This window comes from Alloscardovia criceti DSM 17774 (assembly GCF_000376885.1).
GTDB lineage: Bacteria > Actinomycetota > Actinomycetes > Actinomycetales > Bifidobacteriaceae > Alloscardovia > Alloscardovia criceti.
This window is the reverse complement of the sequence record NZ_AQXR01000009.1, coordinates 299,620-316,486: the sequence shown is the minus strand read 5'-3', so window position 1 is coordinate 316,486 and position 16,867 is coordinate 299,620. Positions and strand designations below refer to the sequence as shown.

General features: G+C 48.7%; 14 protein-coding genes. 3 read left to right on the top strand and 11 right to left on the bottom strand.

Annotation, left to right across the window (positions count from 1 at the left end; translation table 11 throughout):
- Positions 1–39: 39 nt before the first annotated feature.
- Complete coding sequence (locus D570_RS0103310; RefSeq protein ID WP_018142981.1) at positions 40–1,824, bottom strand: FTR1 family iron permease; 1,785 nt, start codon at positions 1,822–1,824, stop codon at positions 40–42.
- A 191-nt stretch (positions 1,825–2,015) separates the two neighbouring features.
- On the opposite strand from D570_RS0103310, the gene D570_RS08390 reads away from it, so the two are divergent.
- On the top strand, positions 2,016–2,945 hold the full coding sequence (locus tag D570_RS08390) for an FAD:protein FMN transferase (protein ID WP_018142980.1): 930 nt from the start codon (positions 2,016–2,018) through the stop codon (positions 2,943–2,945).
- Here D570_RS08390 and D570_RS0103300 read toward each other — a convergent pair.
- Positions 2,942–4,441: an amino acid permease gene (locus D570_RS0103300; protein WP_018142979.1), complete on the bottom strand. Its 1,500-nt coding sequence runs from the start codon at positions 4,439–4,441 to the stop codon at positions 2,942–2,944. The genes D570_RS08390 and D570_RS0103300 overlap by 4 nt on opposite strands.
- Before the next feature lie 91 nt (positions 4,442–4,532).
- Between D570_RS0103300 and D570_RS0103295 the strand changes: the two genes are divergently transcribed.
- Positions 4,533–5,021 (top strand): GNAT family N-acetyltransferase, encoded by a 489-nt coding sequence (locus D570_RS0103295; RefSeq protein ID WP_018142978.1) that lies wholly within the window; start codon positions 4,533–4,535, stop codon positions 5,019–5,021.
- A gap of 31 nt (positions 5,022–5,052) precedes the next feature.
- On the top strand, positions 5,053–5,541 hold the full coding sequence (locus tag D570_RS0103290; RefSeq protein ID WP_018142977.1) for a hypothetical protein: 489 nt from the start codon (positions 5,053–5,055) through the stop codon (positions 5,539–5,541).
- Positions 5,542–5,641: 100 nt separating this feature from the next.
- Here the strand turns inward: D570_RS0103290 and D570_RS0103285 are convergent, their stop codons facing one another.
- From D570_RS0103285 to gtfA, 9 genes are all read right to left on the bottom strand, one after another.
- Positions 5,642–7,246, bottom strand: coding sequence for an RNA-directed DNA polymerase (locus D570_RS0103285; RefSeq protein ID WP_018142976.1), 1,605 nt, complete (start codon positions 7,244–7,246; stop codon positions 5,642–5,644).
- A 101-nt stretch (positions 7,247–7,347) separates the two neighbouring features.
- On the bottom strand, positions 7,348–8,403 hold the full coding sequence (gene ilvC, locus D570_RS0103280) for a ketol-acid reductoisomerase (RefSeq protein WP_018142975.1): 1,056 nt from the start codon (positions 8,401–8,403) through the stop codon (positions 7,348–7,350).
- A 192-nt stretch (positions 8,404–8,595) separates the two neighbouring features.
- Complete coding sequence (locus D570_RS0103275) at positions 8,596–9,048, bottom strand: Rrf2 family transcriptional regulator (RefSeq protein WP_018142974.1); 453 nt, start codon at positions 9,046–9,048, stop codon at positions 8,596–8,598.
- A 176-nt stretch (positions 9,049–9,224) separates the two neighbouring features.
- Entirely contained in the window at positions 9,225–10,757 is a 1,533-nt protein-coding gene (locus D570_RS0103270; RefSeq protein WP_018142973.1) for an MFS transporter, read from the bottom strand.
- A gap of 227 nt (positions 10,758–10,984) precedes the next feature.
- Entirely contained in the window at positions 10,985–11,872 is an 888-nt protein-coding gene (locus D570_RS0103265; RefSeq protein ID WP_018142972.1) for a carbohydrate ABC transporter permease, read from the bottom strand.
- The gene (locus D570_RS0103260) at positions 11,872–12,750 is read right to left on the bottom strand and encodes a carbohydrate ABC transporter permease (RefSeq protein WP_018142971.1); all 879 of its coding nucleotides are present in this window, start codon (positions 12,748–12,750) and stop codon (positions 11,872–11,874) included. The genes D570_RS0103265 and D570_RS0103260 overlap by 1 nt, the downstream gene beginning before the upstream one ends.
- Positions 12,751–12,970: 220 nt before the next feature.
- Positions 12,971–14,260 (bottom strand): ABC transporter substrate-binding protein, encoded by a 1,290-nt coding sequence (locus D570_RS0103255; protein WP_018142970.1) that lies wholly within the window; start codon positions 14,258–14,260, stop codon positions 12,971–12,973.
- Positions 14,261–14,474: 214 nt separating this feature from the next.
- Positions 14,475–15,113: a YesL family protein gene (locus D570_RS0103250; RefSeq protein ID WP_018142969.1), complete on the bottom strand. Its 639-nt coding sequence runs from the start codon at positions 15,111–15,113 to the stop codon at positions 14,475–14,477.
- A 126-nt stretch (positions 15,114–15,239) separates the two neighbouring features.
- On the bottom strand, positions 15,240–16,742 hold the full coding sequence (gene gtfA, locus D570_RS0103245; protein ID WP_018142968.1) for a sucrose phosphorylase: 1,503 nt from the start codon (positions 16,740–16,742) through the stop codon (positions 15,240–15,242).
- Between the last annotated feature and the right edge of the window lie 125 nt (positions 16,743–16,867).

The following is a 16,867-nucleotide window of genomic DNA, read 5'->3' as shown; positions in this document are numbered from 1 at the left end:
CTTTTCTCTTTGTGTGTGTTACGCCCATACGGTGGAAATTTAGTTATCCTCTGGATGCCCGCTCTTCTGCTCAGAGACGTTCTGGGCGGAAATCTGCGTAGCTTTCAGCTGCTCGTAGCGCTTTCGACGTACGGAGGACAAGACATACAGAGCGATAACAATGATTGCCATCACAATTTGGAATACAACGGTTTGCACGTATGGATACAGACCGAGGAAGTCGTTGGTAGGCCAGGAAGCCATATAAGTACCGTTAATCACATCCGCTTCGATGAGCTCGTGCGAGCCGGAGCCCGCGAAAATAACCACCATAATGGACATGAGAAGGGACATAACGGAGAAGAAGTACTTGTAAGGAATCTTGACCGAGGTAAATCGGAAAAGCAGCAGGATGGCGATGAGCACCACGGTGGCGGCCATTGCACCCCACACCAGCGGTGAATAGTCAGAATCGCTAATCATCGTGCCTAATGCCTGGTAGAAAATCACCGTTTCCGCACCCTCGCGAAAGACGGCAAGAAAGGCGAGCGCGGCCAGCGAAATCACGCTTCCCGAGGAGATGCTTTTCTGGGTTTTTTCGTCCACGTAGGCGTGCCACGCATCGTGGGAGGATTTGCTGAGCATCCAATTACTGGTGTAGAGCAGCATCACCATAGCAATCAGGGCCGCTACGCCTTCAAATACTTCCTGATGGGAACCTGCGGATTCGAAGACGAAGGTAATCAGCGCCGCCATAATCCCGGAGGCAATCAAGCCCACGAGGACGCCGGCATAGATATACACAACTTTTCGTCGCTGCCCTGCCTTGACGAGGTAGGCGATAATGGCGGCTACAACGAGGATAGCTTCTAATCCTTCACGCAGGAGAATAATGAACGCCTGGCCGAATGCCGAGGTAGCGAAGGTGACGAAAGGGTTCACCTTGGCAGCGGCGCCTTCATCCAGTGTTTTGGCATCCTCGACCAGCATATTTTTCAGGCTTTGCACGTTGGCGGTCACTTCGGCGTCGGATTTGCCGCCAATCATGGATTTGCGCGTTTCCTTGAATTGGTTTTCTACTTGGGAGACGCGGCTACCGGAGATGGCGCTCATCACGGTTTTTTCGAAGCCCAGTTTTTCGTAGTATTGGTAGTACACCTCATTGACGAGATTGGAGCCTTGGCGATCATCATTGCCGGTGGTGGCAGCTGTTTGTGCTTTGTCGAGGATAGCCGTCATTTCTTCGGCAATTTGCGACCACGTGCGCGTTCCACGGCCCTCATTGGTGCGGGTTTTGGCGGCATCCAGTTGCTCGCGTTCCTGTGCTGTTTTTTGTGCGCGCTCCGTGGCGTAATCGCGCGGATTTTTCAGATCTGCGGTAGCATCCAGTTGGTTTGCCGCATCCGTCACTTGCGCGCTCACCGTGCTGACGCGGTCTGCAATGCCGGCTGTTTTGGAGGATACAAACACGTCGGTTGTAAAAGCAGAGAGCTCGGATTGCATGCTTTGCGCCGTTTCAGCAGCCAGATACTGCTGGGCTACCACGGCAAAATTCGAGGCGACATAGTCGGTATTGTAGGCACTTTGGAAATGCGAGGCCGCCGTAGCGGTATCCCCCAGCTGGAGGGAGGCCACGCCCTCGCTCAGGTCTTGGTTGAGCTGCGCGGCTACGACACTCCACGAGTCCGCATCTGCACTGGCAGGAATGGATACGCTCTCGGTGGTGGTGTTTGCCGTGGTATTGTCCGCAGCGAAGCTGGACGGCGTGACTAAAGGCGCAAAAATAAACGAAGTGGACACTGCTACAAAGGCCGCAAGCAGCACTGCTCGCAGGATATAGCGCATTACTGTGGGCTGCTGATTCTTCTGTGTTGTTGTACAGTGTGCAGTCACTTCTTCACGCTCACTTTCTCTTCAGGTTTTCCCTGTGCTCTCAAAACCAAGGGTAAAGGAATTTCGCCAAAAGTAAATAGTTTTTCTGAAATATCTCAGTTTCTACCGTTTACCCGCCCACTTTGCTCGGGTATGGTGAAGGTATGTCTGTTCTTCTTGATTTTCCGCATGCCGTGGGCACGGGCATTATCATTTCTTCCTCCCGCGCCGAAATGTCACAGCAGCAGATCCAAGCATTACACAGTCAACTAGCCGCATTCATCCACGATTTTGAGCAGTATTTTTCTCGTTTCCAGGCGGATAGTCTCCTCAGTCAAATGACCCAGCACCGTGAATTTTCGGCCCTTTTCCCGCCTTATGCGGCGCAGCTTTTTGATATTTATGATGCATTGTATCGCGCGACGGATGGTCGTTTTACGCCTACGGTGGCTGAGGATTTAGTGCGGTTAGGCTACGGTGAGGATTTCGGTGTAGAGGCAACGTCGCGTGCCACATGGGGTGTGGATGTATGGCGCGATCCTCAGCAGCCGTATTTGCTGCACACTTCCCGGCCCGTTCATCTGGATTTTGGCGCCGCCGGAAAAGGCTTTCTCGTAGATTTACTGGCTCAGGCATTGATCGAACACGGCTGGAGTGATTTTACAATTAATGCGGGCGGAGATATTTTTACCACCGAAGGCCTGCGCGTCGGTCTAGAAAATCCGCAGAATTTCGAGCAGGCTGTGGGCATGATAACGCTCCAGCCCGGTCAGGCCTTGTGTGCCTCATCCCCTTCACGCCGGCATTGGACGCCCGCGCAAGCGGCACACGAGGTGCATCACATAATCGATGGACTCACTGGTGAAAGCACGCAGGATATAGCGGCCACGTGGACTTGTGTAGATGCTCAGCATGCGGGTGCGTATCCCACGGCATGGGCGGATGCGCTGTCCACAGCTCTGTTTTTCTGTGCACCCCAGGCCCTGCTCCAGCCCGATATCCCCCAATGGAGTTTTGCTCGTCTGGGATATACCCAATTCGCCCAGCAGTCGGCAAACTGGCAGGGCGAATTCTTTACAAGCAACGCAGCTTAGGCAAGCTGCTCTTGGGCAATTTTGCGCTCTTTGAAGTAACAATAGGTACCAAAAATCGCCAACCACAACAGCCCTGCCACGGCAGGAATAATGCGCCCATTTGATACAAAGAGCGAGATGTAAATGCCCACAAAGAAGATAATGCCGATGACATCAAAGAACTGATATCCGCGCAAAATAAAGCCATCTTGACTGAATTGCGGACTTTGACGATACCGGTAATGTGCAACCAAGGTCAGCACATAGATGAAGATGATGACCGCGCTAGAGGCCGAGGAAAACAGCGTAAAGGCGGACTTAATCCCTGGGATAATGCTGACAATCGGGGACAAAATAATGAGGAAAGCCGAAGCAATAATCGCACGCGCAGGCACTTTCGCCGCAGAAACCTGGTTCAGCCCCAAGCGCGAGAGCACACTGTCTTCTGAAGAATTTTCCGCCAACTGGTACAGGTGACGACCTGCGGAGTACAGCAAGGAATTCAGCGCCGAGCTGGCTGCCGTAATCACCACGAAGAATACGAGCGTAGCCGCCCAGTCCAAGCCGGCATAGCGGAAGACCATAATGAACGGTGAGGCGATATTGCCTTGCGCATCCGGCACAAAGCTCTTCCAGGGCACGATGCACATAATGGCCACTAAAGCGCCCACATAGAAAATCAGGATGCGGTAAATCAGCTGATTAATGGCCTTGGGCAAAATCTTGCGCGGATTTTCCGTTTCGGACACGGTGACGCCTACAAATTCAATCAATTCATATGCGAAGAAGACCATAGGAAAAGCCATAAAGAAGCTCTTCCAGCCCAGCGGCGCAATCTGGAAATTCTCCAACAAATTGCTAACGGACGCATGCCCGGCAGGCGTGACGACACCGTTGATATTGTGCTCTGGGTAAGAGAAATTCAGCACCACCATCACGATAGCCGTAATAATCATGCCCACAATCAAGGCAATCTTAATCATGGAGAACCAGAACTCTGCTTCACCAAAAACTTTTACTGCAATGAGGTTGACGGCCGTGAGTACACCCAGAAAGACCAGCTCAATGAGCCATTTGTACCACGAAATATCCACGCCGAAGGTGCCGAAAAAGCTCACACAGTACGTGGACACAGCCGTAATCTCGGTCATGCCAATCAAAATCAGCACAATCCAATATGACCAACCCGCAAACCGTCCCCACATCGGGCTCACGTAGCGGCCGATGAAGTTGATGAAGGTGTGCTGGCTCGGGTCACGGTACATCAGCTCGCCGATGGCACGCATAAGGATAAACATAAACAGACCGACAGCGATGTAGACGAGAATGATAGACGGGCCGGTCAGCGCAATGGATTCACCTGATCCAAGGAATAAACCCGTACCAATGGTGCCACCAATGGCGATGAACTGGACGTGACGATTCTTAAGCCCACGCTCCATCTGGTTATTTTCATCCAAATGGTCCACCGTTTTCAGATTGCTGTTTCTGTGCTCAGTCTGTGATGAGTCAGTCATACCAGCCCTTCTCTTACATCCGCTCTTGTTCAATCTACAAATTTTCATTTTATAACAGTGGAATATACATTCTTCGCCCTAAACTGTACATATGAAGAAAATCTCCATTCGACCAGCACAAATCGAGGATATTCCAACGCTTATGGAGCTACTGAAACAGGTAAACCGCGTCCATCATGACGGACGTCCGGACTTATTTGAGCTGGGCACAAAGTATTCTGCGGCGGAGTTGGAGAAAAGATTGACGGATACCGCTTCGGAAAATCCGATTTTCGTGGCCGTGTCTGCATATGAGCCGTCTCAGGTGTATGGACACTGCTTCTGCGAAAGGCGCGATTACCGGGATAATCCGCTGTTTACGGATATCACATCCTTGTACATCGACGATGTCTGTGTCGATGAAAAGGCACGCGGTTTAGGCGTGGGCAGGACCTTACTCGAATTTGTGCGCGATTGGGCACGCGAAAAGGGATATTACAACATCACCCTAGGCGTGTGGGAACTCAACGCAGGCGCACGGGCTTTTTATGAAAGCCTTGGAATGAAGCCTCAGGAAACGATTATGGAGAGCATTCTTTAGAAATCAAGAATAGTAATTATTATTATTTAATATGGAATCCTCATTTGAAGAATTAAGGAAAAAATATAATGATGCACGAAATATTGAGCGTTCAAAAATTATCGAAGATTTAAGAAAACATGATTTCAAAGTATCTGGGCGTCAAGGGTCTCCAAGGTATACATCTAGGAGGAATATATCGCCGTATAATTTAGGGATTTGGAAGTGGATTGTTGTTAGAAAAAATAACTTTACAGCAGTTATCAACCTCCAAACCATTGAGCAAGATTCAAAAACCAAAAACATTCATGCTCTTTTTGATCGAGTTAGCATTGATGTATTTAGGGATGAGAACCATGACGTTCTTTCAGGAGACAGTGACTCATATCTGCAGTCAGTAATGTCGAGATATAATGTTGAAAACATCTTTGATCCAGAGTTTGTTCGTAAGACAATTACGAATTTAGAATTACCCTTGTGCCCCGATGAAATAAAAAGTATCAGGGAAATTATCGAGAAGAAGATTATTGACATCGGTTAAATTATTCTTCTCTAATTATAAAAGGCACAGTTCAGAGTTGCGCCCTTTTTCGATTTATGGGCACTTGTTAATTCTGAAAATTCAATAGCCCCTATAATTACTACCATAAAAAGCCTGTGTAAGTAAAAGGCTCATTCGCCTCATCGGCAGAAATTTCTGGCGTTATCACTTCCAACTTGCTTTGATCCACAATTGGCACATTTTGGATCAAAGCACAAGACTCCTTATCAACCCAGTCAAAATTGAATGGGTTTTGTCTTTGAGTGTCACCTATTGAGGTTTGAGGCAGACACTCGCAAATTCGTTCTTCCCATTTGTGTGAGACGAAACATTCTAGCCTCACTGCAATCCTTTGTAACCATATCTCGAACAGCCCCCTATTCGGTACTGATTGAGAACGCTTAAGAATTAATTCGAAAAGACGTGCTTGGGATTCCTCCGACTCATACTTCAAAAGAATACTCAGTGCACGACACCCCGAAGGGTAGCACCGTGGATTACGTACCATAAGATCTACAACCTGCGCAATCAGTACTTGATTTTGCTCAGGTCTCCCTTTAAGATGCTCAAGCCGATCGGCAAAACGTGATATTTCTTTCAGTAGGGTGCCCGAATTGGGGAAACGTCTTGAAAAGTCAGCTATTAATAACAGCTGTTTATGCAAATTTTTTGGATAACATCCAATTGATAGCCAAGCTATTTTATCTGGCTTAATCGAACTGATAATTATATCCTCTGATTGGTTTGTTTTACCTGAATTCAATTTAAAATTGTTTTCAGCACAGACCTGCATAAGTTCTAGTAGGACCGTTTGCGCTACTGCATGGTCATCAGAAAAAATCCGGTAGTCATCACGATAACGAAGAATTTTAAACTTTGGTTTATTGCTTCTGTTTGTCTCTCCGTCATTAGAACTAAAGATTACATCCAACCTTTTCTGAAGTTCAATGTCTACATAACCTAAAACCATTTCTGCAATCAAGTCAGAGAGCATACTGCCTTGAGGAATTCCATTAGTCTGGTTAGCACGTGGAGCTCTGAGAATTGTTTCAATTTTGTTCCCTAATAAAGCATCAGCATTTCTTTTCTTTTTTGCTAATTGTTTTCCATGTAGTGCCCAAGAGATTGCATGCGTATAGATTGATCCATAACAATCCGCTATATCGGTTGTGATCATAAATTGGTATTCCAAAGACAGCTCAACCGACCTCTGTTCAAAGCCACTCCACCAGTTTAGAATTGATGTTTTACTGAGATGTTCGTCATCACTTCTTACCGATGGGAGAGAGCAACACTCTATCACGTTGCAAGACTCAACCTCTTTAAAACGATTTACAATTATTTCCCAATTTTCTGGAGTTGTGATTGTTCTTACTAGCTGTACATAGCAGATTGGCTCCATAAGCTCAATAGGGCGCCAACTCAATAACCCATCTTTATTGGTTAATAATTTATAATTAACATAGTCAGTTGCATTCATCAGATTCTTCCAACTGGCATCCGTTTGCTTCAATTCTTTTATGCTTTTGCCATCCCAACAAAAAAACACGAAAGCATTCGCCACGTCTAAGATTGGCTTAGAATTTATATATTCAGGCAGTGGAATCGTGCAATACGCTCGAGGGTCTAGTAATTGCTCACGTGCGTCACTTGCACTTAAATCTACTATTCTTTTATTATTTGCAGGCACAGGAATCCAACTCATAGAAATATTGTCATTCAATTCTTTAACAATTCTAATGCAAAAGGAGAGATCTTGATTAAGATCTCTCCTTAGCGAGCGAAATGTTAAGATTGGGTTAGCAATTACTCCTGTACCTGAGTACGCGCAATCTTACCATTGAAGGACTGGCCTTCATCAGCATCTGCGACGCCTTCGTTATTCCAGGAGAACATAGCACGCAGCTTTGGACCCACAGTTTCGATGCGTACGTTGGAGTACTTTTCCTGCAGTTCCTTGAACTTTGGAGCGCCCGCATCCTGATCATCGATGAATTCCTTCGCGAAGGAGCCATCCTGAATGCGTCCAAGGTGGTACTCCATGCGCTTGCGGCAGGATTCGTCGATGACGGTGTTGGTGTAGTCACCATACTGAGCGGTATCGGAGCAAGACCAGCGAGCCTTGTTCAAACCGCCCTCGTTCATGAGGTCCACGAGCATCTTAAGCTCATGGCAAACCTCGAAGTAAGCGATTTCTGGCTGATAACCGGCATCCGTCAATACTTCAAAGCCCATTTCTACGAGCTTGTTGACGCCACCCATCAGTACGTTCTGCTCACCGAAGAGATCGGTTTCGGTTTCTTCCTTAAAGGTGGTCTTGATAGCACCTGCACGCAGAGCACCAATACCTGCAGCGTATGCCAAGGTGATATCCCAAGCATCGCCCTGTGGATCCTGCTCCACTGCTACAACTACTGGAACGCCGCGTCCCTCGGTGTACTGACGACGCACGATATGGCCTGGTCCCTTTGGAGCCACCATAAATACTGGGTGGTCTGCAGATGGCTTAATGTAGCCATAATGGATGTTGAAACCATGAGCGAAAGCAATAGCTGCGCCTGGCTTCAAATTTGGCTCGATGTCATTGGCCCAAATGGTGCGCTGGTACTGATCTGGAGCCAGAATCATCACGATATCTGCTTCTGCCGTTGCATCCGCTACGGACTGAACTTCCAGACCCTGTTCCTTAGCGAATTCTACAGACTTGGAGGTTGGGCGAAGACCTACAACTACGTCCACACCGGAGTCACGCAAGTTGAGTGCATGTGCGTGGCCTTGGGAACCATAACCAATAATTGCAACCTTCTTGCCATCGAGAACGGAAGGGTTTGCATCCTTTTCATACCAAATTTGTGCTGCCATGAGGCGCTCCTTAAAATACTGCGTTTATTCTCTTAACGCGAATGTGTCAATCGCAGGATTTTGTCCCAACTCTTGGCACTATAGTATCGAGATTTTCCAGTTTTAAGACATCGCATACCACAATATGGTTAATTTAGGAAAATTCTTTATTTTGTTGGATTTTTATGATTATGTGTGGGTCAGTATCTAAGATTATGCCTCTGAATTCCCTTCCAACGCAATGAAATGCTGGGTATCGCGTACGACATCTTGAATGGTGATGCTTTTCATCTCATTTTCAAAGGCGGCCTGCACTTGGGCGAGCTTGTCATCTAAGGCATTGTGAATATTGCGCCCAACTGGACACTGCGGATTGGGGTTGTCATGAAAATGGAATAGCTCGCCATTTTCCACGCTATCCACGGCCTGATACACGTCGAAAAGCGTAATATCAGCCACGGGCTTGGCACTTGTAGCACCACCTGCACCGCGCGCTACATTCACCAGCCCTGCTTTCTTCAGTTGCGCCAAGATTTTGCGAATGATTACCGGATTGACTTGGATACTATCGGCCAAAAACTCACTAGTTATCTTATGCGCACTCTGGAAGTATTCGATGCAGGAAAAAATATGTATAGCTATAGTAAATCGACTGGAAATTTGCATGTTTCTGTACTCTTTTGCGTCTGTAGTTTTTACTTCCGTTGGTAAAAGTCTTTCGAATATTCCATCATACGTTGTAACTCGAATTATTACAACTGAATTACGACAACAAAGCGCAGAAAAAACGGGCTGCATGTGACACGCAACCCGTTTAAAGCGTGGATAGGATATACCGAGATTTACTCCACGCCCTTAATGCGCATAATGATGAATGCGGCGGCCAGTACGACCACGATACACACTGGGAAGACCAGCGCATAGCTGTTGAAGAGCATAAAGATGGTGGCTGTAAAGACAGAACCGAGCACGGTGCAAATAGTATTAGCAAGGTTCAAAATGCCCAAATCTTTTCCAGCTTCTTCCGGATTGGGCAAAATAGCCACATTCAAAGCCTGGTCAATAGCGTTATACACGCCATATCCAAAGCCTGCAATACCGGCGAATAAGTACATACCCATAGCACTTGGGAAGAGCCATGGCATAGCGGCACCCACGGCGAAGAGGCAGCTGGACAGCGCTACTGGCAGTTTGCGTTTGCCGATATAGTCCGCAATTGGCCCAGACACGAAGGCTGCCACCAAGGAGACGACCAAAGTAATCGTGGACATGATGGCAATCACGCTTTTCGCAGAGTCATTTGAGCCTTCGCCACCGCCGAAAATGTAGTACTGCACGATGTAGAGCTGGTAGCTGGAAATCATAAAGTAACCTGCCATCATCAGCGTGCGTCCCACCAGCGCGAGGTAGAAATCTGGCGCATTGCGCGGTGGACGGAAGGAGTTGAGAATCATCTTGATGCTAAATGCTTCGCGGTGCTGATCCTTATTGCTCTTTTCACGCGGCCAAATGGTCACGACCAAAATACCTAAAATGGCAAAAATAGCACCACCAATGAGGAAGCCTGTAGCCGTATCCTTCATCATGGAGCCCACCAAGGTACCCAGGGTTTGACCGGTCGTAATGCCCGCGCCATAGAAGGCGGAAACGGTACCACGGAACTTATCTGGCACGCGGTCGGACATGGTGGCCACAAACGGAGCCAGCATCATGTTGTAACCCAACTGAGCCAAACACATCAGCACGACGACTGCCCATGCAGTCGTAGCCGTGGAAATCAGGGCCACTGCAGCGCCGGCTACCAGACCACCGGCGATAATCCATGGCGTTCTGCGGCCGAAGCGCGAACGCGTCAAATCAGAGAAGGTACCAAAAATAAGATTGGAAAACAGTGCAACGACTGCGCCCACAGAGCTAATCAGGGAAATCATTGCGTCTTTGCTGGCATAATCGATGGATTGCAGCAAATCTGGTAGCAAGATGGAGTTCATAGCCAGCCATGGGATAGCACCCAAAACAGCTGTGATAGTAAAGCCCACGCCAAGACGGATAATTTCTGCACGCGTTGGGCGGTGTCCATCGGCGCTGACCATAGGATCGCGCAGATCTACAAATGCGGATGCAGTGCCCGGCACTTCGGTCGGTACTGCCGCCGCGGCTGCGGCTCCTGATTCTGCGCTCATGCGCGTGGCCTGCACGTCTGGATCTTCAAGAGTAGGTTCTTCTTCGATATTTGTTGTTTTCATTGGTACAGCTAATCTGTTGATAGCGTTCATTTGTTCGTCATCGAATGCTTCGTCCAAATCTGGGCGATCATCAATGCCTGGGCGCTGGAATTTTCCAGATCCTGGCAACGGCGAATTATTCTGTGCCATGTTTTACCCTCACATAAAAAAGGCGCCACGTTGCAGCGCTTTTACCGATTTACATTATAGAGGGTGAAAGAGACGAAAAAGGGTATGATTGTGCCATTTTTAAGATTTTCTTACCAAAAATAAGAAATTCCCTTGCCTCATTACGAGGCAAGGGATGGTGAGAGAAATTTTATGAACGCGCTCACCCCGCAGCATGAGCGAAACCGCGGGGTTTGCGGAGCTTAGTCTTAACCCTTTACTGCACCTGCAGTCACACCAGCTACAATAAATTGCTGCAAAGCCAAGTACAAGATGAGGATTGGGAGCATAGCCAGCAGAAGTGCGGCCATAACCAGACCAATATCCGTGGAGTACGTACCGTAAAAGACCTGCGTAGCAATAGGAATGGTGTACAGCTTCTTGTCCGTCAGGACGAGGGATGGCAGGAGGTAATCATTCCAGAATGCCATGGCATCAATGATGGCTACGGTGGCAGCCGTTGGCTTGAGCAATGGGAAGACCACAGTCCAGAAGGTTCGCCACTTGGACGCACCATCGATTTCGGCTGCCTCTTCCAATTCGATCGGCACGTTGGTCTTGATGGCACCGTGGAACATGAACACCGCCAAAGAGACGGAGAAGCCCACGTGCATGAAGATCAAAGTGGTGCGGGAGTTGAGGATGCCGAGGTAACCACCGTATACGGAGACCAATGGCACCATGACGACCTGGAATGGGATGACCATCGACGCTACCATAGCCGAGAAGGTCAGCTTGGAAGCGGTCCACTTTGGATTGCGCACCAGTACGTAGGCCGCCATGGCGGAGAAGAGTACGGTCAGCACGGTGGCGCAGGTGGTAATAATGGCAGAATTACCAAATACACGCCAGAAGTGCATCCTCTTCATAGCTTTGGTGAAGTTATCTAAGGTAAAGCCATGATCGCCCACAATGCTTAACGGCTGGCTGGTGATGTCACTCATGGACTTGAAGGCGTTCGTGAGAACCAAGAAGAATGGCCACAGGAACATCAACAAGAGGATGGTCAGCAAGGCAATGGTCAAACCATGTGCAATGCGCTGACGAATAACAGCCTTACGGTTATCGTGTGTTTGAATTTGAGCTAACTGAGCCATTATGCTGCCACCTCGCCCTTCTTACCAACGTATACCTGAATCATGCCGATGACTGCGCAGATGATGAAGAGGATCAAAGCCTCAGCCTGACCTACGCCGTAATTCTTGTATACGAATGCTTTGTTGTACACGTGCATAGCAGCCAAAACGGAGGAGTTGAATGGCTCGCCCTTGGTCAAGGAGAGGTTCAAATCGTAGACCATGAAGCAACGTGTGGTGGACAAGAAGATGCACTGCACGAAGGAGGAACGCATCAAAGGAATGATGACGTGACGCATGGCCTGTCCGTTGCTGCAGCCATCGATAAGTGCGGCTTCCTTCAGGGAATTATCCACGCCCATGAAGCCCGCCACATAAATCAACATCATATAGCCGGCGTATTGCCAGACGGATACGAGAATCAGCGCAAACAAGGCTCCATTGGTCGTGCCTAGGAGCGAAGCCCCGTCATGCCCGGTCAGTGCCGTGCCGATGGCGACGAATGCGCGATTAAATGCGAACTTCCAGACATAACCCAAGACAATACCGCCGATAAGGTTTGGAATGAAGAATCCTGCGCGGAAGATGTTTTGGCCCTTCAGACCGGAGGTTACAAGGTAAGCCAAAGCAAAGGCTACGATGTTGACCAAAATCACGGAAATTACCGAGTAGACTGCGGTGCGTCCCAGAGCCGACCAGTAATCGGTATCTGCGAAAGCATCGCGATAGTTTTGGAAGCCGACGAATGGCTTGGTATTTGCGACGCCATCCCAGCTGGTAAAGGTTAAATACAGACCGTAAATAAAGGGCACGATCACCACTGCAACGAAGAGTATCGTTGCCGGGCCTGCGAACATTAAATATTGTCCGATTTTATAGGAAAGTTTATTCTGTTTCATTTCTCTCACCATTAGTGTGTGTAATGGATGTGGATATATGCGTAGCACCGCGACTGTGTGATGCTCTGCATAATGTACGTCGTGAAGACAAGAGCGAAGAGAAGAAAAGTGACACCATAAGAAGGTTCTCTGGTGAAAGCTCCCCATGCGTCACTTTTCTTGGGCTCTTCATATTAATTTTTTGATTGAGATGGAGTGCATCAAGATTTCCGAGCGGAAATTACTTGATGGTGCTCATATCGTTGGACTTCCAGTAATCCACAATCTGGGTAGCCAAGGTTGCGCGATCAGACTGACCTGCGAGGTACTTCTGGAACTGAGCACCGAGCACAGAGTAGTGATCATCCGGGAGGTAGTTGTAGTTGTCGATGAGCTTGCCCGCATCTGCGTATTCCTTCACGGACTTACCCAATGGGTCAGCCACGGTCAGCGTATTGCTCTTGAATGGAGAAACGAGGTTAGCCGTGTTTACCAGCCATTCCTGGCCTTCCTTGTCTTCAGCCAACCAGGTGAGGAAGTCCTTAGCAGCCTTCTGTTGTGCTTCGGAGGTATTTTCAGAGCTATCAATGAAGAAGTACTTAGAACCGCCACCTACGAGCTTGTCCTGCACTTCGAGATCGTTGTCATCCTGTGGCACTGGCATCATGCCCATGTTTTCGGTTGGCTCATACTGGTTGAGCACGGACCAATCCCAGTTTCCACCAAACATCAAAGCGATATCGCCCTGTGCCAGCTTCTGCTCGGTCACCTCGCGCTCTGCGGAAATAGCCTTATCGCCCTGTGCGTAGTTGTTTTCCTTGAGCACATCGAAGGTGTTCATCAAGGAGGTCCAGCGTGCATCGGCGTTCAAATCTGCGCCATCATGCAAGGACTGAATGAATGCTGCAGGATCGGTCTGCTCTTCATAGACCTGTGGGAGGTAGTGAGCTGCAAGGGACCAGTCTTCCTTCATGATGCCCACTGGGGTTTCCATGCCGCCCGCCTTCAAATCAGAAATGAGCTGCTCGAGGTCTTCAGTAGTCTTAATAGTTGATGGGTCGAAGTCCTTGCCCGTAGCCTTCTTAATGGCATCTGCATTATAGATAAGTCCGCGTGCTTCGATGGTGACTGGGAAGCCATAGGTCTTACCATCGATGGCGATGGCCTGGTCAGTGTCACTCACCCAAGACTGGTCGCTCAAATCCAGAGCATGCTCTTCAGCCAAGGAGTATACATCCTTTGCATCCACCATAGAAATGGTATAAGGCTGGTTTGCTGCGTACTTTGTAGCCAAATGAGCTGCAACGGTATCGCTGGAGTAGTAGACCTCCACGTCTACATCATGCGCTTCGCTATATGTTTCAGCCAGCTCTTCGAATTGGGACTGAATTTCCATCTTGGAATTAAAGATTGTAATCTTTGTGCGGTCACTGTCGCCACTGCCAGAACCTGCTCCACAAGCACCCAATAATCCAACTGCTGCAACGGTTGCTACTGCTGCGGTAGCCCAGCGCTTCCAATCTTTCAACATTTTATCTCTCCTTTGCTTTACTTTCCGTCCTTGAAAAGCAAGCACAAGTTACTGCTTCTTTGCCGGTCACTTCTTTATGCAACCGGTTCGATAATACCTAAAAATCACAGGGATGTCAAACGGGTTCGATACGTGTGTGATAATTGTCCGATAAAATTCACACAGAAAGCACAAAAGCCCGGTAATTCCGGGCTTCTCGTCTTTTCTGTTTCTGCTAGTTATTATCTAATTTCTCGAACACTGGGTTATACACCAGCGCACAGCAATACTGTGGCAGAGAAATGCCGAGCAACAGAACAAAAGGCACAGCGTATCCGTAAAAAATCACGCAGGCAACGGCGGTGCCAACGAGCAGGATGAGCATGGTCAGCGTTTGTGGGAAAAAGCCCATAGCACTCAAGGCCGCATTTTTCAGGTGTGCAGCATTCGTGTTTTCATACCGCGAGACCAAAATGGTGTACCACTGGGTGATGGCGACGACAATAACCGCCATAATGCTAAATGCCACAATCAGCACAGCACGCAAGGCATTCGGTTGTCCCGGAGCAACTTCCTCAAAATGCGTGACGAAGTACACATCGGCCGCTCCAATGCCTGCCAGCACGAGTACCACCAGCCAGATGGGTGTGACTTTTTTGAAATTCGAAGAAAAGGCAGAAAAATACATTTTCAGCAGCGAGCCCTCTTCTCCCCTCACCATGCGCCACAACGTGTAATGTAAGGCAGTTAAGGCCGCGCCAGCTGTAAACAGTGGGATGCTGACAATGAGGGTGATGACATTGAGCACCACTAAATCAAACAGCATGCCCATCAGTTTGTAAAACCAGTTGTTTTGATCGAAAAAGCCACTCATAGGAAAAACCTTACACTCATACATCCAGCACATATAAAAGTGCGCCCCTGAGCTAGCTCGTTGTGAAGCGCGCAAAGGGACGCATATGAAGGAGAAGAATTATTCTAAATGTCCACTACTCTCCTGCTATGCCACCACTGGTGGGTTTGCAATGAGATCATCGGTAGCATGCTCGCCAGCACTATCCTTCCACTCCAAGCGGGCTACGGATACATCGTGAGCACCGGCCTGAGGGGCGAAGGTGAGCTTGGCGCTGGTAGCGTCATCCGCCCAAGTCATGGTAAGCACGCCGTCTGCTTCGGTGTAGCTAAATTCACCATCGAAGGCGGACAGAGTATTGCGGAAACGACCCAATGCATTGAGAGCCTTCACCACTGGGCGCTCCACTTCCTGAGCGACTTCGGCTGCGGAGTAGTAGTGACGATTAATATCGCGGCCCACATTGGTGTTCTTGAGCAGCTCCATATCATTCTTACCCGCCAAAGCGCCAACATAATATACCTGTGGCACGCCTGGCATGAAGAACTGCACGGCACGCGCAGCGATGTACTTCTGGTCATCGCTACCCAAAGCGGAGTAGTACGTGCAGTTGACCTGATACAAATCAAGGTTAGATGCGGCCGCACCGGTTGCTTCCTGGGATTCGCCGTTGGAATTGCGATGAATGGACTCCACCAGAGCATCGACTTCCTCATCTGGTACGAGACCCAGCAAGGAGCGATCCATCTGGTCAGAGCCGATGTCGATAACGCCAATGCCATCGTGCGTATCCAGTACGTTGACCGCATTGTGCGGACGTACTTCAATCCACTTGGCCAACGAATCGGTCTTGCCGAATTCCAAAGCATGCAAAAGCAGACCCGGGATGGCGAAGTCATACACGCGATCCACCTTGGAAGCAATTTCGATCTGCTTCTTGTAGTAGGAATGCACCTCAATCAAGGTTTCCAAGCCACGCTTCTCGCCCTCAGCCTTAATGCGCTCGATGAGCTTGAAGGTCTTCGGCGTCATGAAGCAGGACGAATTCTTTTCCTTCGCACCGTAGCCCACCGCATCCAAACGGATCTGGGATACATGCGACTGAGACAGCTGATCCAAAATGGTGAGCAGATAATTCCAACCCATTTCTGAGTCGGTATCAATATCCACCTGCTGAGGCGTAAAGGTTGTCCAGACCAGACGCGTCTTGCCACCCCAGGTGTAATGCGTAAATGGCAGACCTGGACGTGGACGATAAATGGCGGTCAAATCCTCTTCGGTGACGCCATCTGGGAAAATCGAAGACATGGTCAGGAACATTGGATAATACTCAGATTCCTCACCCTTAGCCATCACGTCCTGGAACTGCTTGGATTCCCACGACATGTGGTTCACAATGGTATCGACCATAATGTCGTGCGTCTTGGAAAGCTCTGCCACGTCATCCCAAGAGCCCAAACGTGGATCCACTTGCGTGTGATCCACTGGGTCGAAGCCTGCATCAGCTCCGTCGAACGGTGTGAAGAATGGGAGAATATGCACGCCCTCATACACGCCATCAAAATGCTTGCGGATGGTCTCGGTCATAGACTGCAATGTCCCATCACCAAGGCGATCTGCATAGGTAATTAATTGAACTTTGTTCTTCATCAGTCCTCCATGGCTGATCAATTTTTCAGACTCTCCTATTATATCGAACCCGTTTGATAAGAGCAAATTTTAATCGGCTACTCAGGTAATTTTTGGCGCGATTCATGAAATTCTTGGCGCTCGGG

Bases quoted from the DNA above. Each gene is read 5' to 3' on its own strand.
- D570_RS0103310 (WP_018142981.1), bottom strand. From the start codon at position 1,824: ATGCGCTATATCCTGCGAGCAGTGCTGCTTGCGGCCTTTGTAGCAGTG.
- D570_RS08390 (WP_018142980.1), top strand. From the start codon at position 2,016: ATGTCTGTTCTTCTTGATTTTCCGCATGCCGTGGGCACGGGCATTATC.
- D570_RS0103300 (WP_018142979.1), bottom strand. From the start codon at position 4,441: ATGACTGACTCATCACAGACTGAGCACAGAAACAGCAATCTGAAAACG.
- D570_RS0103295 (WP_018142978.1), top strand. From the start codon at position 4,533: ATGAAGAAAATCTCCATTCGACCAGCACAAATCGAGGATATTCCAACG.
- D570_RS0103290 (WP_018142977.1), top strand. From the start codon at position 5,053: ATGGAATCCTCATTTGAAGAATTAAGGAAAAAATATAATGATGCACGA.
- D570_RS0103285 (WP_018142976.1), bottom strand. From the start codon at position 7,246: ATGAGTTGGATTCCTGTGCCTGCAAATAATAAAAGAATAGTAGATTTA.
- ilvC (WP_018142975.1), bottom strand. From the start codon at position 8,403: ATGGCAGCACAAATTTGGTATGAAAAGGATGCAAACCCTTCCGTTCTC.
- D570_RS0103275 (WP_018142974.1), bottom strand. From the start codon at position 9,048: ATGCAAATTTCCAGTCGATTTACTATAGCTATACATATTTTTTCCTGC.
- D570_RS0103270 (WP_018142973.1), bottom strand. From the start codon at position 10,757: ATGGCACAGAATAATTCGCCGTTGCCAGGATCTGGAAAATTCCAGCGC.
- D570_RS0103265 (WP_018142972.1), bottom strand. From the start codon at position 11,872: ATGGCTCAGTTAGCTCAAATTCAAACACACGATAACCGTAAGGCTGTT.
- D570_RS0103260 (WP_018142971.1), bottom strand. From the start codon at position 12,750: ATGAAACAGAATAAACTTTCCTATAAAATCGGACAATATTTAATGTTC.
- D570_RS0103255 (WP_018142970.1), bottom strand. From the start codon at position 14,260: ATGTTGAAAGATTGGAAGCGCTGGGCTACCGCAGCAGTAGCAACCGTT.
- D570_RS0103250 (WP_018142969.1), bottom strand. From the start codon at position 15,113: ATGAGTGGCTTTTTCGATCAAAACAACTGGTTTTACAAACTGATGGGC.
- gtfA (WP_018142968.1), bottom strand. From the start codon at position 16,742: ATGAAGAACAAAGTTCAATTAATTACCTATGCAGATCGCCTTGGTGAT.